Origin of the sequence: Winogradskyella sp. (assembly GCF_028282165.1) — a bacterium.
In the GTDB taxonomy this organism is placed as follows: domain Bacteria; phylum Bacteroidota; class Bacteroidia; order Flavobacteriales; family Flavobacteriaceae; genus Winogradskyella.
This window is the reverse complement of sequence record NZ_JANQIM010000011.1, coordinates 19,625-41,596: the sequence shown is the minus strand read 5'-3', so window position 1 is coordinate 41,596 and position 21,972 is coordinate 19,625. Positions and strand designations below refer to the sequence as shown.

General features: G+C 35.2%; 21 protein-coding genes. 11 read left to right on the top strand and 10 right to left on the bottom strand.

Features of this window, described 5'->3' with window-relative positions:
* Complete coding sequence (locus Q0972_RS05100) at window positions 1-1,128, top strand: efflux RND transporter periplasmic adaptor subunit (protein WP_299363429.1); 1,128 nt, start codon at window positions 1-3, stop codon at window positions 1,126-1,128.
* 3 nt (window positions 1,129-1,131) lie between these two features.
* Here Q0972_RS05100 and Q0972_RS05095 read toward each other — a convergent pair whose 3' ends face one another.
* Together Q0972_RS05095 and Q0972_RS05090 are read right to left on the bottom strand one after the other, a co-directional pair.
* Entirely contained in the window at window positions 1,132-1,953 is an 822-nt protein-coding gene (locus Q0972_RS05095) for a ZIP family metal transporter (protein ID WP_299363428.1), read from the bottom strand.
* Window positions 1,954-1,957: 4 nt separating this feature from the next.
* Window positions 1,958-2,611 (bottom strand): metal-dependent transcriptional regulator, encoded by a 654-nt coding sequence (locus Q0972_RS05090; RefSeq protein ID WP_299363425.1) that lies wholly within the window; start codon window positions 2,609-2,611, stop codon window positions 1,958-1,960.
* Between the two features lie 168 nt (window positions 2,612-2,779).
* Between Q0972_RS05090 and Q0972_RS05085 the strand changes: the two genes are divergently transcribed.
* From Q0972_RS05085 to Q0972_RS05075, 3 genes are all read left to right on the top strand, one after another.
* On the top strand, window positions 2,780-5,122 hold the full coding sequence (locus tag Q0972_RS05085; RefSeq protein ID WP_299363422.1) for a TonB-dependent receptor: 2,343 nt from the start codon (window positions 2,780-2,782) through the stop codon (window positions 5,120-5,122).
* On the top strand, window positions 5,122-5,622 hold the full coding sequence (locus Q0972_RS05080; RefSeq protein WP_299363420.1) for a thioredoxin fold domain-containing protein: 501 nt from the start codon (window positions 5,122-5,124) through the stop codon (window positions 5,620-5,622). The genes Q0972_RS05085 and Q0972_RS05080 overlap by 1 nt, the downstream gene beginning before the upstream one ends.
* 110 nt (window positions 5,623-5,732) lie before the next feature.
* Entirely contained in the window at window positions 5,733-6,398 is a 666-nt protein-coding gene (locus tag Q0972_RS05075; RefSeq protein WP_299363418.1) for a hypothetical protein, read from the top strand.
* 70 nt (window positions 6,399-6,468) lie between these two features.
* On the opposite strand, the gene Q0972_RS05070 is transcribed toward Q0972_RS05075, so the two are convergent.
* Together Q0972_RS05070 and Q0972_RS05065 are read right to left on the bottom strand one after the other, a co-directional pair.
* Window positions 6,469-8,517: a hypothetical protein gene (locus tag Q0972_RS05070; protein ID WP_299363416.1), complete on the bottom strand. Its 2,049-nt coding sequence runs from the start codon at window positions 8,515-8,517 to the stop codon at window positions 6,469-6,471.
* A gap of 12 nt (window positions 8,518-8,529) precedes the next feature.
* On the bottom strand, window positions 8,530-9,072 hold the full coding sequence (locus Q0972_RS05065) for a sigma-70 family RNA polymerase sigma factor (RefSeq protein WP_299363414.1): 543 nt from the start codon (window positions 9,070-9,072) through the stop codon (window positions 8,530-8,532).
* 223 nt (window positions 9,073-9,295) lie between these two features.
* On the opposite strand from Q0972_RS05065, the gene Q0972_RS05060 reads away from it, so the two are divergent.
* Window positions 9,296-10,141 (top strand): hypothetical protein, encoded by an 846-nt coding sequence (locus tag Q0972_RS05060; protein ID WP_299363413.1) that lies wholly within the window; start codon window positions 9,296-9,298, stop codon window positions 10,139-10,141.
* Between the two features lie 74 nt (window positions 10,142-10,215).
* Here Q0972_RS05060 and Q0972_RS05055 read toward each other — a convergent pair whose 3' ends face one another.
* Window positions 10,216-11,010 (bottom strand): TerB family tellurite resistance protein, encoded by a 795-nt coding sequence (locus Q0972_RS05055; RefSeq protein WP_299363411.1) that lies wholly within the window; start codon window positions 11,008-11,010, stop codon window positions 10,216-10,218.
* A 201-nt stretch (window positions 11,011-11,211) separates the two neighbouring features.
* Here Q0972_RS05055 and Q0972_RS05050 point away from each other — a divergent pair, with 201 nt between their 5' ends.
* From Q0972_RS05050 to Q0972_RS05035, 4 genes are all read left to right on the top strand, one after another.
* Window positions 11,212-11,622, top strand: a complete 411-nt coding sequence (locus Q0972_RS05050) for a BrxA/BrxB family bacilliredoxin (RefSeq protein ID WP_299363409.1) — start codon at window positions 11,212-11,214, stop codon at window positions 11,620-11,622.
* A gap of 427 nt (window positions 11,623-12,049) precedes the next feature.
* The gene (locus Q0972_RS05045) at window positions 12,050-12,634 is read left to right on the top strand and encodes a lysophospholipid acyltransferase family protein (protein ID WP_367182391.1); all 585 of its coding nucleotides are present in this window, start codon (window positions 12,050-12,052) and stop codon (window positions 12,632-12,634) included.
* The gene (locus Q0972_RS05040; protein WP_299363405.1) at window positions 12,631-13,287 is read left to right on the top strand and encodes an HD domain-containing protein; all 657 of its coding nucleotides are present in this window, start codon (window positions 12,631-12,633) and stop codon (window positions 13,285-13,287) included. Before Q0972_RS05045 ends, Q0972_RS05040 begins: the two co-directional genes overlap by 4 nt.
* 106 nt (window positions 13,288-13,393) lie before the next feature.
* Window positions 13,394-16,021, top strand: coding sequence for a T9SS type B sorting domain-containing protein (locus Q0972_RS05035; RefSeq protein ID WP_299363404.1), 2,628 nt, complete (start codon window positions 13,394-13,396; stop codon window positions 16,019-16,021).
* Between the two features lie 7 nt (window positions 16,022-16,028).
* Here Q0972_RS05035 and Q0972_RS05030 read toward each other — a convergent pair whose 3' ends face one another.
* Both Q0972_RS05030 and Q0972_RS05025 read right to left on the bottom strand, forming a co-directional pair.
* Window positions 16,029-16,202 (bottom strand): hypothetical protein, encoded by a 174-nt coding sequence (locus Q0972_RS05030; protein ID WP_299363402.1) that lies wholly within the window; start codon window positions 16,200-16,202, stop codon window positions 16,029-16,031.
* 13 nt (window positions 16,203-16,215) lie between these two features.
* Complete coding sequence (locus tag Q0972_RS05025; protein WP_299363401.1) at window positions 16,216-17,088, bottom strand: AraC family transcriptional regulator; 873 nt, start codon at window positions 17,086-17,088, stop codon at window positions 16,216-16,218.
* A gap of 211 nt (window positions 17,089-17,299) precedes the next feature.
* Here Q0972_RS05025 and Q0972_RS05020 point away from each other — a divergent pair, with 211 nt between their 5' ends.
* Window positions 17,300-17,857 (top strand): hypothetical protein, encoded by a 558-nt coding sequence (locus Q0972_RS05020; protein ID WP_299363400.1) that lies wholly within the window; start codon window positions 17,300-17,302, stop codon window positions 17,855-17,857.
* A 66-nt stretch (window positions 17,858-17,923) separates the two neighbouring features.
* Here Q0972_RS05020 and Q0972_RS05015 read toward each other — a convergent pair whose 3' ends face one another.
* Window positions 17,924-18,997 carry a PA0069 family radical SAM protein gene (locus Q0972_RS05015; protein WP_299363399.1) on the bottom strand — a complete coding sequence of 358 codons (1,074 nt, stop codon included), beginning with the start codon at window positions 18,995-18,997 and terminating at the stop codon, window positions 17,924-17,926.
* 216 nt (window positions 18,998-19,213) lie between these two features.
* Between Q0972_RS05015 and Q0972_RS05010 the strand changes: the two genes are divergently transcribed.
* Window positions 19,214-19,342 (top strand): hypothetical protein, encoded by a 129-nt coding sequence (locus tag Q0972_RS05010; RefSeq protein WP_299363396.1) that lies wholly within the window; start codon window positions 19,214-19,216, stop codon window positions 19,340-19,342.
* A 15-nt stretch (window positions 19,343-19,357) separates the two neighbouring features.
* Here Q0972_RS05010 and Q0972_RS05005 read toward each other — a convergent pair whose 3' ends face one another.
* Both Q0972_RS05005 and Q0972_RS05000 read right to left on the bottom strand, forming a co-directional pair.
* Complete coding sequence (locus Q0972_RS05005; protein ID WP_299363393.1) at window positions 19,358-20,140, bottom strand: enoyl-CoA hydratase-related protein; 783 nt, start codon at window positions 20,138-20,140, stop codon at window positions 19,358-19,360.
* Between the two features lie 267 nt (window positions 20,141-20,407).
* Entirely contained in the window at window positions 20,408-21,877 is a 1,470-nt protein-coding gene (locus tag Q0972_RS05000) for an ATP-binding protein (protein ID WP_299363390.1), read from the bottom strand.
* Window positions 21,878-21,972: the final 95 nt, after the last annotated feature.

The following is a 21,972-nucleotide window of genomic DNA, read 5'->3' as shown; positions in this document are numbered from 1 at the left end:
ATGAAACGAATTCAAAACAAAATAATTATAGGCCTCATTACTCTTTTGGCATTCGGTTGCAGCGATACAAAAAATAAAGCATCTGTGAATACAGAAATAGATCATCGTATAAAGATTTCAAAAAATCAATTTGCAGAGAACGGCATGACCTTCACACAAATGGAAACGAAGACTTTTCCTGTAAAAGTGAAAGTCAACGGAATGATCCATGTCCCACCAGAACATAAAGCTGACATAAGTTCCCCAATGGGTGGCTATATAAGAAAGGCGCCACTGATCGAAGGCGATATTGTTAAAAAAGGGACGTTCTTAGTCACACTCGAAAACCCTGAGTTTGTCACTTTACAACAAAATTATATGGAGTCCAAAGCTCAACTGAGTTACTTAAAAGCAGAATATGAGAGACACAAAATTATGAGAGATGAAAACGTGATTTCAGAGAAAAGTTTCATCAAAGCGCAAAGTGACTATAATTCCATTAAGGCCAAATACAACGGACTTAAAAAACAATTACAGTTGCTTAATATATCGATTGGTGCTTTAGAAAGTGGTAAGATGACCTCAACTGTAAATATGTATTCACCAATTAATGGGAGTGTAACCAAAGTAAATGTGAACAAAGGAAGTTATGTTTCACCAGCAACTTCCATATTAGAAATAGTCGATAACACGCACATACATGTAGAATTATCTGTTTTTGAAAAAGATATTTTAAAGATTAAAAAAGGCCAAAAAATTACTTTTTCTATTCCTGAAGCTTCTAAACAAACCTATGAAGCTCAAGTTCACCTCGTTGGAACTATGATTGAAGATAACAGAACTATAAAAGTTCACGGACATCTTTTGGATGATACTGTTAGATTTTTGCCAGGTATGTTTGTCGATGCTGATATTATTACAGATGCTAAATCGTCAAAAGCTATCTTAAGTAATGCTATTGTTGAAGAAGACGGAAAACAAATCGTCTTAGTTTTAGATGAAGAGACAAAAACAGATTATTATTTCACTAAGAAAAAAATAGAGATAGATAATGTTAGTAATGGATATTCCTCACTTAAACAGCACACCATTTTGAAACAAGGCGACAAAATTCTTAATGATGGTGCATTTGGTCTCATTGGGATTTAAGGTTTATCCTAACCCAACATCTAAAGTCATCATAATAATAAAGCCTCCTATAAACCCAAGTGTGGCTATATCTGTGTACTTGTCGCGCTGTGTTTCTGGAATCACCTCCTCTACCACGACAAATATCATGGCTCCTGCTGCAAAGGCTAGTGCATATGGCAAAATGGGCTGAAAAAAGGTGACAGCCAATGCACCAACTACAGCTGCCATAGGTTCTACAATGGCAGACATTTGCCCGTACCAGAAACTTTTAAATTTGCTCACACCGTGTCGTCGTAATGGCATAGAAACTGCAAGACCTTCGGGAAAGTTCTGAATGCCTATCCCTAGGGCTAGTGCCACTGCGCCTCCAATAGTGGCTTCTGGCACACCTGCTGCAACACCACCAAACAATACACCTACGGCCAATCCTTCGGGTATGTTGTGTAAGGCAATAGCCAATACTAAAAGTGTGGTACGACGCCATGGTGTTTTAACGCCTTCTTTTTCATCCTCTCTAAAGTTAATGTGTAGATGTGGTAACACTTTATCCAATCCAAAAATGAACAAAGCTCCAAGTGAAAACCCAACCACTGCTGGTATAACCTTTACAAAACCTTCTCCCTCACTCATTTCAATACCTGGTGCTAACAAACTCCAAAAACTTGCAGCTACCATAACACCTCCGGTAAACCCTAGCATACCATCTAACAAGGCACGATTCATGCCCCTAAATATGAAAACCAAGGAGGCGCCTGCTGCCGTTAGTATCCAAGTAAATAAAGAGGCATATAGAGCACCTAAAACTGGGTCAATGGTTTCAAAATATTGTATAATATTTTCCATATTCTTATATTTTTTTAACGTAAATATTTGAGGTAATGGCTTTAGACATCACCAAAGTTTTATCATTAATTTTAATTGTCATAGATTGGTCAAATTCTTCAATATCTTTTACCAAGATTTTTGTCCCAATACCTATACAATTTTTATCTAAGTATTTTAAAAAATTTGGCGTTGAGTCATTTACACCAACACATTGATAGCCTATGTTGCAAACACCTTGCGACAACATGATTTTATCCGTTCGTTGAATTTGTCCGTGCCTATCAGGAATAGGATCACCATGTGGATCATGGGTTGGGAAATCTAAAAATGCATCCAATTCATTTATGAGTTTATCAGACTCTATATGCTCTAATTGTTCGGCAAGATCATGGACCTCATCCCAATTAAAGTTGAGCTTTTCAACCAAAAACTGTTCCCATAGACGATGACGTCGTATCACCATAATAGCATGGCTCCTACCTTTCTCAGAGAGAAAAGCCCCTTGGTAAGGCTTATAAACCAGTAAGCCTTTCTCCGCTAATTTTTTTACCATATCAGTTACTGATGAAGCTTTGGTTTTCATTTTATCAGCAAGTGCATTGGTCGGTACGCCATTTTCATATTTGCTTTCCAGATGGTAAACAGCTTTTATATAATTCTCCTCTGCTAAAGTCACATTGATTTATTTTGTTGACAAATATAATTTTTTTATCCATAAAATTATTTTTAGATTTGTCTAAATTTTAATTTAGTAACCTCAAATCTTTAAATGTAAAATATACTTATTTTTATTTAGAATAAATAAAAATAAGTATATTTGCATCTCATAACTAACATCATAAAAATGATAAAGCTTAAACTTAATCTATTACTTACTTTTCTTACTATTGGGACACTTCAAGCCCAAACCGCCATGGTATCAGGTAAAGTAACTGCTGAAGACAATCCATTAGCATATGCCGAAGTCTTTTTAGAAGATACCGAAATAGGAACAGCAACTGATGGAGACGGAAACTATCTCATAAAAAACATCTCTGCTGGCACCTATACGATTACTGTAAAATACTTAGGTTATGTCACTATTTCAGAAAAGATTACTCTAAGTGAAGGGCAATCCCTAAAGAAAAACTTCTCCTTACAGGAAGATGCATTAAATCTAGATGGTGTTGTAATTACCGGTACGCGTTACTCACAGGACAGGGTTAATAATCCAGTAGTGGTTGGTGTCATCGATGCTAAACTGTTTAACGCTACCCAGTCCATTGCCATCTCTGAAGGACTCAACTTTAATCCTGGTGTCCGTGTGGAGACTAATTGCCAAAATTGTGGGTTTACGCAAGTACGTCTCAATGGTCTAGAAGGTGCCTATTCCCAGATCCTAATAAACAGTCGACCTATATTTAGTGCCTTGAATAGCGTTTACGGCTTAGATCAAATCCCCACTAACATTGTTGATCGTATAGAAGTTGTAAGAGGTGGAGGCTCTGCACTCTATGGTTCTAACGCAATTGCAGGTACTGTCAATATTATTACTAAGGATCCGGTAGAAAATTCATGGGAAATCCGTTCTAATACAGCTATCATTGATGGAGACGCCTTAGACCAAACCTTTAACATCAATGGAACTATCGTAAATGAGTCATTGACGAGTGGAATTAGCGTTTATGGCATGAGTCGTAACCGCGATAGTTATGATGCTGATGGCGATGGTTTTACGGAACTGGTGGAACTAGAAAATACAGTATTAGGGGCAAAAGCCTTTTTTAAGCCTGGAGAACGAAGTAAAATCACTCTAGATTTAAGTGCATTGGAAGAATACCGTAGAGGTGGCAATCGTTTAGATTTAGCGCCACATTTCACAGATATTACCGAAGAGCTAGACCACAATACCATTTTTGGCGGTATTAATTATGAACAATGGAGTAAGAATGAAAAAAATAAATTCTCTGTCTATGCGTCTACACAGAGAACGGAACGCGACAGCTATTATGGTGGTTTAGGCGGTAGTACTGCACCTGAAGATTTAGAGCTTGCTATAAATTCTTATGGATTTACCGAAGATTTTTCATTAGTAGCTGGAGTGCAATTCAATCATTACTTTAGTAACAATGATGTGCTTACAGCTGGTGTTGAAAACCAGAACTATGATACCGAAGACGAAATCGCAGGCTTTAACCGTCTGGTAGACCAAAACGTTAATACCACAGGGTTTTTTGCACAATATGAATGGAAACCAAGCAAAAAATTTACTGCTTTATTGGGAGGTAGATATGATATATCTAATGTGGATGGTACATACAGTGTAGGTTCTATCGATAGAACGGCCGATGCCAATTTGGATATTTTTAGTCCTCGTATCAGTTTGTTATATAAGCTAAATGAAAACTTACGGTTTAGAGGTGGTTATGCGCGTGGTTTCAGGGCACCTCAGGCCTATAATGAAGATCTACATATCTCATCTGCCGGAGGAGATCAAGTAATTAGTATCCTTTCAGATAACCTAGACCAAGAAACTTCAGACGCTTTCACGGCATCTTTAAATTATACCGAGACCAAGGGATTGACACAAGTTAGTTTTTTGCTCGAAGGATTTTATACTGAGTTATCAGACCCTTTCGCTACAGTAGTTACGGGAAATATTGGCAATATTATTTTAGAGGAAGTAGTAAATGGTGAAGGCGCCACTGTAGCAGGTGTTAATTTCGAAGCTGGCTACTCACCATCAAACAAGTTTACCTTTCAGCTTGGAGGGACTATACAGCAAACGGCTTTTGACGAAGACCAGGAGCTCTTTAATGATGGCAATAATGTTGTCGTAGTCGATGAATTTACAAGAAACCCAAATTTATACGGTTACTTTACATCCTACTTTAATGTGAGTGAAGCTTTTAAAATTGATTTGACCGGAACTTATACGGGATCTATGATTGTACCTCGAATTACAGGTGCAGATGGCTTTGTAGATTTAATAGACTCCGATTCATTTTTTGACGTTAACTTGAAGGCAAGTTATCATTTTAAGGTTGCTAATGATTTCCTCTTAGAGCTCAGTGGAGGTATACGTAATGTTTTCAATAGCTATCAATCCGAATTTGATCAAGGTCCTGAACGCGACTCTGACTTTATCTTCGGTCCAGCCGCACCTCGCTCGTTGTTTGTTGCTATTAAAATTGGTAACTTGCTTTGATGATACAAAAGCCAAAAACACATACACATTTAGGTTTCCTACTTGTTATTTCACTCTTCTTGTGCACTTCAATGGGCGCTCAGGAAAAGAAATCGGTTAACTGGATAACTTTTGAGCAGTTAGAAGATTCGCTTGCAATAAAACCAAAAAAAGTATTTATTGATTTTTATACGGACTGGTGCACGTATTGTCGCAAGATGGATAAGGTTGTATTTACAAAATCTGAAGTCATAAATCTTCTCAATACAGACTACTACGCCGTACGTTTTGATGCAGAAACCGAATTAGAAGTCACATTCGGCAGCAAAACATTTATTAATGATCAGGTCAAAAAATCAAGGAATCCAGTCCATCAAATAGCACAGTTATTAGCAACAAAGAATGGACAGTTTTTAGCACCAACGCTTGTCATTTTAGATAAAGACTTCAAGGTAACCGCTAGGTACTTTGAATATATGGATAGTAAAACATTGTTAAAAGCACTAAATCAAAATCCTTAAAGAAAAAACTTCATAGATAATAGTTTGATTTAGAGCTAATAGTTTTGTTTGGAGTATAGGATTTGAATATTTTTGTAATTTAAGATAACCAACTCAAAACATACGCTATTATGAAGCCAAAATTTTTAATCCTTATATGGATATTTAGTCTAGTCCTTATACAAAGTTGCTCTACAGTAAAAGTTTTGGATTCATGGAAAAGTGATACTGTTTCTGATGTAAAAGACAGAAATTTTTTGGTTGTTGCAAGGTCTTCAAATAAACAAGCACGCTTAGCTTTTGAGAATGAGATTGTAAAGCAAATGACATCCAAAGGTTATAAAGCCACAGCTAGCCATTCAAAATTTGGAGATATGAATCCAAATGAAGAACCCTCTGAAAGCAATAAGGGTAAAATCAAAAAGATGTTAGAGGCTGAAGGATTTGACGGTGTTGTACTTACCGTGATGAAAGACTATCAAGAAGAAACACGTGTGCAAAAAGAAGGTGGTTATTACGAGGGTGGTAATTATTATGGTTTTTACCCTAGATATTATGGTGGGTTCTACACCTATTACCGTCACCCAATGTCTATGCGGACTTTGGGGAATTATGTCCCTGAGACTATAACGACAACAACCTCTAAAGTTTACATTTTGGAAACTACCGTTTATGATCTTAAAGCACCTGAGGACAATCAACTCATAGCCATTGTGACTAGTCAAATAGATAATCCTGAAAGTGCTTCTAAAGCGGCTTCGGCCTATGTTAAAAAAGTAGCTGCGAGTTTAAGGTAATTACATCATTTTTTAAGACCAAATTGTATTAAGAACCATAAGCTTTCACTGGGTTTTTATGTGGTCGCCCCTAAATAGACCCTATCGATCTGCAATCAAATCCTTGATTTAAATTGATAAGCTCTGTTTTTAGTTCGTCTATCGTAACTTCTTTAAATTCTAAATCCAATTCTGAAACAGTTTTCGTTTTGACCTCCTTTTTACCTAAATAAATTTTATCCCCTTTCTTTTTGATCACCAATAAGATGACATCCTCATTTAATGGTACTTCCCCAAAATCCACTTGACCATTTATACTTTTACCCGGTAGAATTGAACTTATTGATTTGAAGATCATCTTTACATTGGCACCTTCTACATCTTTGATTTTTACCTCGTATCTTATCTTTCTTTCTGCACTTCTTACGAAGCGATCGCAATTAATCCAACCCAAATTAGTCGTTGCAAATGTGTAGCGTTCCAATTCCGTATTACTGATCTCAGAAATAGGTTTAGCTTCTAAGTCTTTTTGGAATTTTTTATCGCTTCGTAATACAACAATAGAATCACTTACTCCAATAGCAACAGTTGAATCGCTTTCTGAAGTTACCGCTGAATTCCTTGATCCTCTTTTAGTGTTTTGTGTACCTTCAAAGTAATAGGTTATCGGTAAACTATACTTTACAACAACGGGATTACCATTTTGTCTTCCTGGTTCCAATCTTGGCAACATTTCCAAAACTCTAACAACCTCATTAGCAATTCTTTTATGTGGCGCCCTTACTTCAATTTTCCCAACGTCTCCTTTTTTGTCAATCTCAAATGTTGTATAAATGTAAATCGCTCCTGTCAGATTTAACCTTTCTCCAATTGACGTGTTAAACTTTCGAGATATAAACTTTGAAATCTCGTCTTTCAAACACTTTCGTTTTTCGTCGTTATTAGTATCTTTTTCACAATTTGGATGGGTTGGCGCATCATCTAAAAACCTAAAATTAGTAGCATAATAATCTTCAATATCAGAATAGTATTCATCTACAAAACCAAATTCTTGAACTTCACTTTCTAGTTTTTTTGTTTCAGTTTCCTCCTTCAGTTCATTTAATTTCCAATTAATTATCCCTTCTAGTTCTTCTCCATTAAATAGTTGCATCCTTTCTTTCTCGCAATTATCGAAAATAACTTGTACCTCTTTTCCTGGTATCAACTCTAACTTAGAATTGCCTTTTCTTGCCTCAATCTTAAGCATGCCCCCTGTTTCAAGTAATTTATCATCAGATTTTGTACTCAAATTAGCCATAAGCATATCCGATAATTCATAGTATTCAGTCACTTCTAATGACACTTTACCTTTAACTTGTTTTTGAGTTTGAGCATCCATAAATGCATTTGCCGGAACTTTGATGATAGTCCCTTCAGTGCCTGTAAACTCATAGTTCTCTTCTGCATTGAATTCAACTTGCTGCGGTTCGCTTTTAATTATATCAAAAACCCCTTGCAAGCCTTTTGTATTTGTTTTTCTCGAATTAACCTTTTTTAGAAGTTTAGCATTCTTTTGATTCTGTTTTAATTCAGAGTTGATAAAAATTGTGTCATTTTCTATTTTATAGGTAACCCATTCAGGGAATGTAGATTTAAAATCTTCTTCAGTAAAATGCCCTATTTCCTTTTTAATCAAGGTATCCTTAATGACTTCGATACCTCCAAAAGCTTTTGTTAACTCTTTAATCTCTATTTGTTCTGTTATAATTTCAATCACAACATACTTTCTAATCGAATCAGTTGCTGCTTGTATAATCGTTGAATCTATTGTATTTTCAATGGAATCCTGACCTGAAGTATTTTTAGTTTCTTCATTTTGCAAATTTGAAATTAAGTTATGAGCCAATATCGAAATCAAAATAACAAGTATTGCAATAGCTATGTATTTCAACCATTTACTCGTGATAAATGTTTTTCTAGCTTTATCAATCTCCTTGAGCAATTCAACTCGCTCCATACCTTTTAAAATCAACACGTGTTCCTTATAACTAGTATTGAATTCTAAATCTGTTTGTAATCTTTCTTCAAAAGCCAAAATTTCAGATTCGTTAAGTTCTTTATTTAAATAAGCGTTTATTAAGTCTATAGTCTCTTCCATGATTTTGCAGAATTAAGATTGAACGGTTTTAATTTGTGTTCTGTAAATGTCTTTTGCCTTTTGTAAGCATTTGTACTTTTGGTTTTTGGCGACTTTTTCGCTTTTAAATTGCATCAAATCTGCAATAGCTTTAAAGGTCATTTTTTTAATGTAAAACCATTGAAGTAACTGTTGACATCGTTCTCCCAATTCGCGAAACGCTAGTTCTGCAAACTTATATTTCTGTTCTTCTAAAACTGCATCAAGTATCGCAACTTGTTCACTTTCCAAATCATGCAATTCTTGTTTTGAAAATTGTTTTTGGGTGTCATTCCAAACAAATCGTGACACTGAATAGAGATAGGTATAAAATGAAGATGTTAATTGGAAGTCTGATTTTTGGAGATTTCTGTAAAGAATAATCAATGCTTCCTGAAACACATCACTAGCATCTGCTTTTGTACCTCCTTTAGAAAGTACTAGTTTTTCAATTCTCGGATAGAGCCTGTATAAGGCTTTAAACGCCTTTTCGCGTTGCCCTTTTTTAAAAAGTCCCATTATGTTGTCGTCGCTCATAAGAGTGTTTTATTTATTAATGGTCATTTTATAAAAAGGTCACCTTATTTTCTTTAACCTAGTGATTTTAATGTTCAAAAAATACACTTTAAACCATTTATATACAAATCTCTAAAAATCAATATTTAACTCATTAATCTTTTCATTTATTCTTACAAATAAAGTACTTTCGCACAAACTCATTTTAATCTAATTTTGCTATTAATCTAAAACTAATAATCCCATGAAATTTAAAAACTTACTACCATTGCTTGTCCTAATTCTAGTCTTTAACTGCTCTAGCGATTCTGATTCAAATGATGATAATCCCAGTGATAATCCCGGTGATAATCCCGGTAATACTGTATTAATAGAAGAGATTATATATAACTATGTTAGCGACGATGATGTTTATATACAAAGCTTTAGTTATGACGGTAATAAGTTATTAAGTATTCTAGATTCAGAGCCCGACTCTGATGATACTTATGAAGCAACCTTTGAATACACAAATGATAGAATAACACGCATTGATAATTATGTTGATGGTGAACTGATGGAGTACGTTACATTAGAATATGGAACAGATGGAATTCTTTCTAGTTTCACTGTATTTATTTTTGATATTGATGGTGAAAATGTAGCCATTAGAAATGAATTAAATTATGAAGACGGAAGTTCTAATTTTGATATAGATAGTTATAGAGGAGATTTTACATCCCAAACAGAATTTTCTGGAACAACAAATTATACTGTACAAAATGGAAATATTTCAAGCTCTGCTTTTCCAGATACAGATTCAATCGAAAGTTTTCAATATGACACCAAAAACAGCGTATATAAAAACATTTCTCAAATAGAAACTATTATCCTTGTTTTCCATAATACCGAATATGGATTTGACATTTACGGGGCAAACAATAATATTACTCAATTAGATGATGACCAAGGAGGGATTATTTATACTGAGACATTTGAATATACATACAATTCTGACGATTACCCAGTCTCAGCAATGTATTATGATGATGGCGTATTGGACGTAAATGTGGAATTTTCTTATCAATTAAGCATTTCAGAAATAGATTAAAGGACCTTATAAACACGAGTTTATAAGGTTTTTTGTTTTACTTCTAACTAACCACTTTGCATGGCTTATTAGATTTACTTAAACCCTCTTTCTTCTTGTATATGCTCGTAGGCTTTTTGCACTTGCCTAAACTTTTCTTCGGCACCTTCTTGGTGTTCCTTTCCTAAATGGCCCACACGATCGGGATGATACTTCTTGGCCATTTTACGGTAAGCACGTTTTACCTCATCATCAGAAACGGACTTGTCAATTTCGAGAACTTTATAGGCATTATTTGTTTCATCATAAAACATGGCTTTAATACTTTCAAAATCCTTACTGCTAATCCCTAAATAGCCAGACATGGTATAGATTTGTCGTATCTCGACCTCGGCAATATGGCCATCCGATTTAGCGATTCCGAATAAGAAATGAAGCAATTGCAAACGTGATGCATGATCCATCATTTGTTTGATCTGCAAACATACCTGCCGCATCGATATATTTTGTTTAGAAACGCGTTTAAACAGTTCAAATGCATGATTCGCCCTTTCTTTACCATACATATTCCTAAACTGCTGACGTACATAATCCAACTCACGTTGGTCTTGCTTTCCGTCAGCTTTAATTATAATAGAAGCTAAGATTAATAAACTGACCTCAAAATCACCAGATTTAGTTTGAGCTCTTTGGTCTCTTCTAGTTTGTTTTGGTCGTTGACGATATGGGTCGCGGTGACGAGATTGTCTTGTTTGCCGTTCTCCCAATAAGGGTGTGCCATCACCTGATAGGTTATCTACAAAACTGCCTAGGGCCAAACCAATAATAGCACCTATTGGTCCTCCAAAAGACCAACCTAAGGCACCTCCAATCCATTTTGCAAAACTCATTTGCTTATTTTGTTTACAGTAAAAATCAAATATACTATTTGTTAGTCTAAATCATTCATAATTTGTTTCAATTCAAGCTATAGAAAATCTAAATACCGTTATACAAACTGACTACTGTTTACTAATCACTTACTACTATTTTTCCGTATCTTTACATTTTGATTATTATCGGAACAAAAGTGTTAATTAAAAAGAAAAAATATGTATCCAGCAGAATTAGTAAAACCAATGCGTGAGGATTTAACCAACGTTGGTTTTGAAGAACTACATACTACAGAAGCCGTTGATAGTGCAATTGCCAAGGAAGGTACAACCCTTGTGGTTGTGAATTCGGTTTGTGGTTGTGCGGCAGCGAATGCAAGACCTGGCGCTCGCATGAGTTTACAGAATGCAAAACGTCCTAATAACTTAGTTACTGTATTTGCAGGCGTAGATAGAGAAGCTACCGAAAAAGTAAGGGAATATATGGTGCCATTCCCTCCAAGCTCACCCAGTATGGCTTTATTTAAAGATGGGGAATTGGTACACATGTTAGAGCGTCATCATATCGAAGGTAGACCGGCAGAGTTAATTGCTGAGAACTTAATGGACGCTTACAACGAGCATTGCTAATCATTTACTGCAGCGTTATTGCAAGGTGTTGCACTGATCGTAGTCATTGAGTAAGACAGTACTTATAGCATACATGTCACCATAGCTTTAGTACAGACACAGCCAAAGTATCGAAATGTAGTCGAAGTGACTAAGGACGTCGCAATTTTGTGATGTTACTATAACTTGAGCGGATTACTTCACAGCGTTCACATTGAGCTAAAATTTTGAAACTAAACCACGAATTAATTCGTGGTTTTTTTGTGCTTCTACACCATTGATTTACTTTTGTAATATGGCAAAACTGTTAGCTTATCCTCTCTCGGTTTTATATTTTATCTGCTTTGGTTTAACTTTAGTCGTTTTTCACCCTATCCAATGGTTTTGCAAAAACGTTTTTGGATATAAAGCACATAAGATTAGCGTAGATTTGTTACAATTTTTTTTAATGCGCTGCCTTAATGTATTAGGCACTACATTTTCCTTTACAAATCCATATACTATAGAAAAGGGTATACCACTAATTTTGGTTTCGAATCACCAAAGCATGTACGATATTCCTCCTTTAATTTGGTATTTGAGGAAGCATCATGTAAAATTTATTAGCAAAAAAGAATTAGGCAAAGGTATTCCCAGTGTCTCTTATAATTTACGCCATGGCGGCTCAGTGCTTATAGATCGAAAGGATGCTATGAGTTCAATAGAAGCTATAAAAAATTTTGCAAAACGCATAGAAAAAAACAAATGGGCAGCAGTTATTTTTCCTGAAGGCACTAGAAGCAGAGACGGTAATCCAAAACCTTTTAAAACCAAGGGGTTATTAACTATGATAAAGTATGCACCTAATGCATTAATAGTACCGATTACTATCAATAATTCTTGGAAAACGTTGAGATATGGCAAATTCCCTATGGGCTTAGGAGCCAATATGACTTTTACGGTCCATAAACCCTTAAAGGCTAACCATTACGAAGATAAGTTAGAGCTCATAAGCCTTGTGGAAGCACAGGTAAAAAGTACGATTGAGTCATGAGTAGCGATACACTCATACACAACACAATCGCATTTGTAAAAGAAGAACTAAAACATGCCGAGGGTGGTCATGATTGGTTTCACACCCAAAGGGTGTACAATAATGCCAAGCTCATAGCAAAAACCGAGAATGTAGATGACTTAGTGGTAGTTTTGGCCGCGTTATTGCATGATATAGCGGATCCGAAATTCCATGATGGAGACGAAACCATTGGACCAAGAAAATCGAGTGCGTTTCTCTTAAGGCAAAATGTTGATAGTGAAATCATAGAACATGTATCTCTAATTATAGAAAATATGTCTTTTAAGAACTCTTTTGATTTACACACGTCTTTTAACTCAAAAGAAATGGAAGTGGTACAAGATGCTGATCGTTTAGATGCTATTGGTGCTATTGGTATTGCAAGGTGTTTTAATTATGGTGGCTTTAAAAACAGGGAGATTTACAATCCCGATATACCACCAAACTTAAATATGACTAAGGCTGAATATAAAGCATCAAAAGCACCAACGATCAATCACTTTTATGAAAAGTTACTATTGCTTAAAGACCAAATGCATACAAAGACCGGTAAACAAATAGCCATTGATCGGCATAAATACATGGAAGGTTTCTTAAAGCAATTCTATGCTGAGTGGGAAGGTGAAAAATGATACTGATCCAAAAAAATTGTGGTGTTAATTTTAATACAATTGAAGTAGTTGATTAAAAGGTTTTCCTTAAATTAAAGACGAGTTGTGTTTAAAATTGTTTGTGAAAATGAAAAAGAACAGCATTATATGTCTCTTTTGTCTGATTAGTCTTATTTGTTTTTCGCAAAATGAGACAAATATTTGGTATTTTGGACAAAACGCAGGTTTAGATTTTAATAGCGGCTCTCCAGAACCTTTATTAAATGGTTTGTTAGACACTAATGAGGGTTGTGCTAGTATATCTGATGCTGATGGAAATCTATTATTCTATACTGATGGCACGACGGTTTACAATTCAGTACACCAAATAATGTTCAACGGGAACGATCTCAAGGGAAATTTTTCAAGTACTAATTCAGCAGTTATTATTCCTAAACCTGGTGCATCTGGAATTTATTATATTTTTACCGCTGATGCAGCAGGTGGACCTAATGGCTTACAGTATTCTGAAGTTGATATGGCTTTAAACAGTGGATTTGGGGGGATTACAGCATCTAAAAATATCTTGCTAGCAACCCCTGTTACCGAAAAAATCACTGCAGTTAAGCATACTTCATTAGATGAATATTGGGTGGTTGCTCACAGGCATGGAAATAACGAGTTTTTAAGTTACCGAATTTCTGAGGAAGGTGTAGACTCAAACCCTATTATTAGTTCAGTTGGAAGTAGTACTGACCTGTCAAATTCCTTTACTACTATAGGTCAAATGAAAATTTCTCCAAATGGGCGAAAACTAGGTTTAGCAAATTTAGGATTAAGTATTGTTGAGCTCTTTGACTTTAATACCACCACAGGGCAAGTATCAAATGTAATTACAGTATCATCGTCAATACCAGCTTATGGCATAGAATTCTCACCAAACGGTCGGTTTTTATATGTTAGTTCAGAATTTCTCTACCAATACGACCTATCAGATTCCTCAACTTCAGATATAATTAATTCGCAGTTTGAGCTCGGGGAAGTTACAGGTTTATTTCCCACTTTTGGTGCGCTACAACTGGCTTCAAACGGAAAAATTTATCTAGCTGAACGAGATAATACGTTTCTGCATGTCATCAATGCACCTAATAGTTTAGGCACAAGTTGTAATTATCAAGAGACTGCCATTAGTTTAGGTGGCAGACGTTCTTTTTTCGGCTTACCAACTGTTATACAATCCTCGTTTTTTGTTGAAGGTTTTCAAACAGAAAACCTATGTATTGCCAATCCAACACAGTTTATTCTAAATCTATATCAGCCAACTGATAGTATTATTTGGAACTTTGGCGATGGCAATACGTCTACAGAAGAAAATCCGACACATACTTACAGTAGCGCAGGTACGTATAACGTTACTCTAACAGCTACTTTTGGTTCAGAGACTTCTGTAACAACACAGACCATAACAGTTTTTGACCAACCAACCATTACTCCTGTTGTACAATTAGATCAATGCGATGATGACACAGATGGCTTCAGCACTTTTAATCTTAATGAAGTCGTAGCTGAAATAACTAATAACGAGGCAACTGAAACTATTACATACTACGAAACACAGCTAGATGCCATTAATAAAGTTAACACAATTAATAATGTTTCAAATTATACAAATGCGACAGTAAATTCTGATACGATTTGGGCACGTGTAGAGAATGATGGTGGTTGTTTTGATACATCGCAAATAAATTTAGAAGTGTCTACAACACAAATACCCGAATCATTTGAGCGTGTATTTTACCAGTGTGATAATGGACTAAACAACTCAGATGGTATTGCGACTTTTAATTTTAGTGCAGCAACCTCGGAAATACAAGATTTATTCCCTGTTGGGCAACAATTGAATATTACTTTTTATACCAATGAGGCTGATGCCCTTGCGGAAACAAACGCGATTCTTGATATTTCCAATTATGAAAATTTAGAATCGCCCTACAGTCAAATAATTTATGTTAGAGTTGATAGTCTAATCAACAACGACTGCTTAGGTCTAGGGCCACATATTAGATTAATTGTTGAACCTATACCAGAGTTAAATTTAACGCCGGATACAATATCAATTTGTAAAGGTAGTACTGTTGAGCTCTCAGCAGATGAAGGTTTTAGCTCATATCTATGGTCAACAGGAGAAACTACAAGAATAATTACAGTAAACGAAGCTGGTCTGTATACCGTTACCGCTTCAAATACTTATGATGGTGGTTTGATATGTGGCATTGACAAAACAATCACAGTTGTAGAATCTGATAGTGCTAATATAACAGAGATTGATATCATAGATTGGACTCGGAACCAAAACATTATTACAGTTCTCGTAGAAGGCCTTGGTGATTATGAGTATTCAATAGATGGTATAAATTATCAAGATAGTAATATTTTTGAGGGCTTATGGGCAGATGAATATACTGTTTACATTAGGGACAAAAATGGTTGTGGAATAATTGAAAGAGACACATATTTACTGTATTACCCAAGGTATTTTACACCTAATGGTGATGGCGTGAATGATTTTTGGCAAATTAAAAATTCTTCAAAGGAACTTCAGAATGAAATATACATCTATAATCGCTACGGAAACCTTCTCGCTATAATAAGCCCTAATAATGCTGGATGGGATGGCACATATAATGGAAAAAAATTGCCATCAAGTGACTACTGGTTTACCTTAAAACGACAGAACGGCAAAATCTACACAGGACACTTTACCTTAAAACGTTAACTAATTATTAATTCTCCTTCGCCACTTCAAGTGCAGTTAGTTTATACTCTATAATAGCCATTTCTTCCCCATATTTAATGAGCTCATCTGCTGTTATATTAGACTTTGAATTTACCTTATCCAAGATATTTTGTCCTTTTTTATAATAGTATTCTATAGCTATGTCTATCTTTTTATCCATGATAATATGGTTTCTATTGCACCATGAGTTTTAATTCACTTCTATACTTTGACGCACTTTTACCTGTAAATTCTTTAAATACTTTATTGAAATGCGAAAAATTATTGAATCCGCACTCATAACTTATATCGGTAATACTCATCTGACTTTCGGATAAGAGCTTGGTTGCGTGCACTACACGATATTCATTTACGAGTTTGGTAAAGGTTTTTCCCGTAACTTTTTTGAAGTATCTACAAAATGCAGGAACAGTCATACTTACCTTGTCTGCAATCTCGTCTAGGCTTATATGGTCATTAAAGTTGTCATTGATATGTTTAAAAATTTTGTCAATCTTAGCACTATCTTGTGGTTCGGTCTCAAATGTATAACCATCTGCATTTAAAATCGTGTAATCTTCAGCCTTGGCAAGTCCATGTAAAATTTCGAGAAGAACCAATATCTTCTTAAAGCCTTCTTTTTCTGATAGCTTTTCTATCTTTTGTCCAATCTTCTTTTTGGTCTTAATACCAAATAGAATACCGTTTTTGGCACGTTCAAACAAATTATTGATGCTCTCCATTTCTGGAACTCCAAAAAAATGCTCCCCTAAAAATTCAGGTCTAAACTGAACAATAGTTTCTGTACCATTTACAGTGAGACGATCTGTAAATCCATTATGTGGTAGATTAGAACCAATCAATAAAAGTTGACTGTTATTAAAATACGACAAATGGTTACCTATATGACGCTTGCCTTTACCTTTATTCACATAGACCAATTCAATCTCTGGGTGAAAATGCCAAAAAGGTTTTTTTTCACCAATATAAGCCTCGTGCTTTATTACGCGCATGGAGCTTCCAAACTCTGGACTAATTTTCTCTAAAGTGGGTTTTCTAGTACTCATCATTTTCAGATTAATACAAAGTTAGTCGTAAATAAAAAGCAAAACCTATATACAATTATCATTAATATATGCTATTTTAACATTATATAAGTCAATATCTAAATATATGGTTAATTTAGAATATAAATATGCCAAAATCCTTGTTTTCTAACACTATCCTCTAAAATATCTTTGCAGTGTTAAATTAGTTTAACCCCAAAAAATGAAAACAATGAAAAAAGTAGTTAGAAACATTTTAGTAGTAGCGGTAATGTTGGGAACATATACAAGCTACGCGAATAAGACGACTAGTGATTTACCTACATCTTACGAAGTAAAAAAAGGCAACTATATATCGGTTACAGATGCATCAGGTAAAGAAATTTTTAGTGGAGAAATCAATTACAATGGAAATATCACTGAATTTTTTGATTTCACCCAATTAAAGGACGGTGTCTATACAGTAGAAGTCACCAATGCTTTTGAGATTGAAATCAACTCTGTGGAAGTAAAAGATCACAGTATTACTTCTATTGATAATACTAAAGCCAAGATCTTTAAGCCTGTATTTAGAACTGAAGACTCTAAAGTAATCATCTCAAAATTGGCCTTAGACGCTAAGGAGATGAAAGTTGAGCTTTATTTTGAAAATGATTTATTTCACTCTGAAACCATTACAGGCGGAAAGGTTTTAAATAGGGTCTATCAATTAGACAAAAGATTTCCTGGTGACTACATGGCAATTATTAGATCTAACGATAGAGTATACGTTGAACATTTTAGAATATAAATTGATTGTTTATATATTAGTTATTTATTAGTATTAAAGTGGGCTTTTTTAAGTCCACTTTTTTAATTAAAATAATTTCATTTGTCCATCTCTATATTGCTCATACAATTCCGTATTAAGCTTTGGCATAGTTTTGTTCTTAAAGTATTTTAATCTTGCCAATGCCACTAAATCATTGATTTGTTTTGCAATATGTCCCTCTCCTCGCATTCTTACGCCAAATCTGCTTTCGTTCAATTTACCTCCGTGGCAATTCTCTATTTGATGCAGCACTTTATCAGCTCTTTCCGGTAAGGTCTTTCTAATCCAATCGGTAAAGATTTCACCTATGGCACCATTTAACCTTACAACGGTATGGGCAATACTTAAAGCTCCTGCTTCAGATACGGCTTTGGCCATCGGCAAGATCTCATGGCTATTAATAGATGGAATTATTGGTGCCAACATTACGTTAACAGGAATTCCATGATGGCCCAGTTCTTTCACTACCTTAAGACGTCTTTTAATGGTTGCTGTCCTTGGTTCTAATATGCGTCTTGTCTCTTCAGACAATGAGGTTATAGATACATTGACTGAAACCAAATCATCTTTCGCTAATTGTTTTAGAAGATCCAAATCCCTTAAAACCAATGCATTTTTTGTAATGATAGCCGTTGGATGCTTATATTTTAAAAATACTTCTAGGCATTGTCTTGTAAGTTGAAACTTTTGCTCCGCTGGCTGATAACAGTCTGTATTACCAGACATCACAATTGGATGGGCTCTCCAAGTTTTCTTCTTTAGAAATGCTTGCAAAAGCTGTGGTGCACTTTTTTTTACCAAGATTCTTCTTTCGAAATCCAAACCTGCACTAAAACCCCAATACTCGTGGCTATTTCTAGCATAGCAATAGATACACCCATGCTCGCAGCCTTGATACATGTTCATAGAATAAGCCATGCCAACATCTGGACTTGTCACTTTATTGACTATAGTTTTAGGGAATACATCGAGATATAAGGTTTTATTCTTATCTGCCGTCTCTCCTTCTTTTTCGCAAAACTCCAAAAAATCATCTCGCATTTCGTGAGATAGCTCAAAAAAGCGGTTATGAACATTGCTTTGGGCTCCTCGACCTTTGATTATTCTTTTATTAAACATATTAGTAATTATATTTGTAAAATTACAAACAAAATACAATTATAATTATCACATATGTTTTATTTATCAACAAAAATAGAACATGTATACTGTAAAAAAATGATGAAAACCACGACTAAAAGTCGAGATAAAACAGGTTAAAATCGCATACTAATTAGTTAAAATACTTGTTTTCAATAATTTAAAAAGCACTGAAATTTGTAAAAAAATAGAATCATGAAAAAGAAACACTTCTTGTTATTGGTTTTGAGCCCTATTTTATTATTAGGTATTTTCTTCTTTGGCCCATTTTATTTAATTCATGTCATTGTAGACGGAAGATATTATAATGCCAAAGTACAGTAGAGTTGTTTTTTGAGCCTATCTGCCTGGAAAATCAGCTTTGCGTTTTTCTAAAAATGCTGTAGTACCTTCTGCAAAGTCTTCTGTCCCAAAACAGTTACCAAAAGATTTAATTTCAGTATCAAACCCATTGACACCATCTTTGTAACCTGCATTGACTGATTTTATGGCTTCTGCAATGGCAACTGAGGAATTACGCATAATTTTTCCAGCAATTTTTTCACAAAGTGGCAATAATTCAGCTTGTTCTACAACATGATTGACCAAACCATAACTTAGTGCTTGGTTGGCATCGATCATGCCAGCCGTCATTATCATTTCCATAGCTCGTCCTTTACCCACAAGTTGAGGCAAACGCTGGGTACCACCATAACCAGGGATAACACCTAAAGAGGTCTCTGGCAGTCCCATTCTGGCATTAATGCTCGCTACCCTAAAATGACAAGACATCGCTAGCTCTAGACCACCGCCAAGTGCAAATCCATTCACGGCAGCAATGACAGGTGTTCCAAGGTTTTCAACAAAATCGAATAATATGGCTTGGCCTTGTGCTGCGAGTTGCCCTCCTTCTTCTACGCTAAAATCAGCAAATTCGCTAATATCTGCACCGGCAACAAAGGCTTTTTCTCCACTTCCAGTTATAATAATAACTTTGGTATCTGGATCATTATTGGCTTCATCAAAAGCATCATGCAATTCTTGAATGGTGTCCTTGTTTAGGGCATTAAGCTTTTTGGGCCTGTTAATGGTAATGGTTGTAATTCCGTTTTGGTAGTCTGATAGTATATTTTCGTAAGCCATTTTTTGTATTATCTAGTTAAAGGTTAAAATCTTGTAATTTCGTTGCTGTTACTTTAGTTTCTATAAAATTTTTGTCTATTCGAATCTTTCGACTCTAGTTTATCCTGAGCGCAGTCGAAGGGCTCAAAACAGGCTAAAGTGAGAAACCGAAGGTTCAGCGTAGCTAAATCTCATCATACATCAAAATTATGAGATTCCACTTCATATCTCATTCGGAATGACAACCCACCCAACCCTAAAAAGAATTTTATTTAAGACTATGGATTTCTATTCCATAGTAGTTGATTTCTTTGGAAATGCAACAGTGAAAGTCGTTCCTTTGCCATCTCTAGTTGTAAAGGTAATACTTCCGTCAAAGGTTTCCACAATATTTTTTACCATAGCCAACCCAAGTCCCATTCCACTGGTTTTTGTTGTGAATTTGGGTTCGAAAATTTTTGATTTTGTTTCGTCAGAAATGCCAGAGCCATTATCCTTTACTGTAATCTTTACCAAATCGCCATCTGTAAAAACCTTAACATCAATCCTTGGGTCTATTTTATCCTTAGGCATCGCCTGAATACTATTCTTTACAAGATTGGTCACCACTCTAATTAATTGCGTACGATCAAATTTGGCGATAATTTCCTCTTCTTCAGCTTCAAACGAAATGTAATGTTCGTTAAAAATATCCAATGCTAGCCTAACAATATATACAACATCCAGTTCTTCGCTTTTTTGGGCTGGCATCTTTGCAAAATTTGAGAAAGCCGAGGCTATGGAACTCATGGTATCAATTTGCTGAATTAAAGTATTACTGAATTCCTGTACCTTTTGGTCTATGTTTTTATCTTCTGGATTAAATTTCCTTTGAAAGCTTTGAACGCTTAATCGCATTGGCGTTAAAGGATTTTTAATCTCATGGGCAACCTGTTTAGCCATTTCTCTCCAGGCTTGCTCGCGTTCACTCGTGGCCAGTTTTACGGCACTTGCTTCTAACTCATCAATCATACTGTTATAAGAGTTGACAAGGCTTTCTATCTCTTCACTAGTAGAGTCTATTTGAATTTTTTTGTTGCGCTTTTCAAGTCGTGTTTCATTCATTTTATCACTAATCGTTTTCAATGACTTTGTGATATACTTAGATATAAAATAGGCAAACACAATTGCCGCTAAAATCATAGCCAGATACGCATAACCCAATCGTAATAGAAACTCATTCAGCTCTTTGTTGAGAAAGTCATCATTCTCTAAATACGGTAAATTAAGAATGGCTAAGTTCTTAAACCTTTCATCAGTAATATAGGAGTATGACGATTGAAATGTCTGTCCGTTTTCAACTTGTTTTATAACATGACGATGTTCTAGAGTGTTCGACAATGCATTTAAAACTTCAGCGTCTAAGCATAGTTCGGTAGTATCGCGTTGAATTGTGCGCTTAGAGCTTACTAAAAGTTGACCTTCTAAATCGTACAGATTAATTTGAAGATTATGAATGGCATCAATATCAAAAATAGCTTCCTTAAAAATCAATGGCACATTCTCCGTGGTAACGGGATAGGTGGTTTCTTGGATGGTAAAATCTATACTTTTACGTATGGCCTTTTCTTTTCGCTCTAAACGTTCTTTGTGATAATCCCTGGCCTCTTCATTATATTGATAGATGGTAACCGCTGCAATTAAAATCGATGCTAAAAACACCAACAGAATCATGGCTATAAATATTCTCGATCTTAAGGATAGCTTTTTAATTTTCATCGTCTTAACAATGCACTAAATATAGCAATAATCGCACCAAAGGCACTACTTGCAATTTCCAATTTTCAAAAATCAAATCCCAATGAATTTATACC

What these genes read in the sequence shown, in the direction of transcription:
- Q0972_RS05035 (WP_299363404.1), top strand. Translation starts at nt 13,394, where the DNA reads ATGAAAAAGAACAGCATTATATGTCTCTTTTGTCTGATTAGTCTTATT.
- Q0972_RS05085 (WP_299363422.1), top strand. Translation starts at nt 2,780, where the DNA reads ATGATAAAGCTTAAACTTAATCTATTACTTACTTTTCTTACTATTGGG.
- Q0972_RS05060 (WP_299363413.1), top strand. Translation starts at nt 9,296, where the DNA reads ATGAAATTTAAAAACTTACTACCATTGCTTGTCCTAATTCTAGTCTTT.
- Q0972_RS05080 (WP_299363420.1), top strand. Translation starts at nt 5,122, where the DNA reads ATGATACAAAAGCCAAAAACACATACACATTTAGGTTTCCTACTTGTT.
- Q0972_RS05050 (WP_299363409.1), top strand. Translation starts at nt 11,212, where the DNA reads ATGTATCCAGCAGAATTAGTAAAACCAATGCGTGAGGATTTAACCAAC.
- Q0972_RS05015 (WP_299363399.1), bottom strand. Translation starts at nt 18,997, where the DNA reads ATGTTTAATAAAAGAATAATCAAAGGTCGAGGAGCCCAAAGCAATGTT.
- Q0972_RS05045 (WP_367182391.1), top strand. Translation starts at nt 12,050, where the DNA reads ATGCGCTGCCTTAATGTATTAGGCACTACATTTTCCTTTACAAATCCA.
- Q0972_RS05100 (WP_299363429.1), top strand. Translation starts at nt 1, where the DNA reads ATGAAACGAATTCAAAACAAAATAATTATAGGCCTCATTACTCTTTTG.
- Q0972_RS05020 (WP_299363400.1), top strand. Translation starts at nt 17,300, where the DNA reads ATGAAAAAAGTAGTTAGAAACATTTTAGTAGTAGCGGTAATGTTGGGA.
- Q0972_RS05030 (WP_299363402.1), bottom strand. Translation starts at nt 16,202, where the DNA reads ATGGATAAAAAGATAGACATAGCTATAGAATACTATTATAAAAAAGGA.
- Q0972_RS05075 (WP_299363418.1), top strand. Translation starts at nt 5,733, where the DNA reads ATGAAGCCAAAATTTTTAATCCTTATATGGATATTTAGTCTAGTCCTT.
- Q0972_RS05005 (WP_299363393.1), bottom strand. Translation starts at nt 20,140, where the DNA reads ATGGCTTACGAAAATATACTATCAGACTACCAAAACGGAATTACAACC.
- Q0972_RS05070 (WP_299363416.1), bottom strand. Translation starts at nt 8,517, where the DNA reads ATGGAAGAGACTATAGACTTAATAAACGCTTATTTAAATAAAGAACTT.
- Q0972_RS05095 (WP_299363428.1), bottom strand. Translation starts at nt 1,953, where the DNA reads ATGGAAAATATTATACAATATTTTGAAACCATTGACCCAGTTTTAGGT.
- Q0972_RS05025 (WP_299363401.1), bottom strand. Translation starts at nt 17,088, where the DNA reads ATGAGTACTAGAAAACCCACTTTAGAGAAAATTAGTCCAGAGTTTGGA.
- Q0972_RS05065 (WP_299363414.1), bottom strand. Translation starts at nt 9,072, where the DNA reads ATGAGCGACGACAACATAATGGGACTTTTTAAAAAAGGGCAACGCGAA.
- Q0972_RS05055 (WP_299363411.1), bottom strand. Translation starts at nt 11,010, where the DNA reads ATGAGTTTTGCAAAATGGATTGGAGGTGCCTTAGGTTGGTCTTTTGGA.
- Q0972_RS05010 (WP_299363396.1), top strand. Translation starts at nt 19,214, where the DNA reads ATGAAAAAGAAACACTTCTTGTTATTGGTTTTGAGCCCTATTTTATTA.
- Q0972_RS05000 (WP_299363390.1), bottom strand. Translation starts at nt 21,877, where the DNA reads ATGAAAATTAAAAAGCTATCCTTAAGATCGAGAATATTTATAGCCATG.
- Q0972_RS05040 (WP_299363405.1), top strand. Translation starts at nt 12,631, where the DNA reads ATGAGTAGCGATACACTCATACACAACACAATCGCATTTGTAAAAGAA.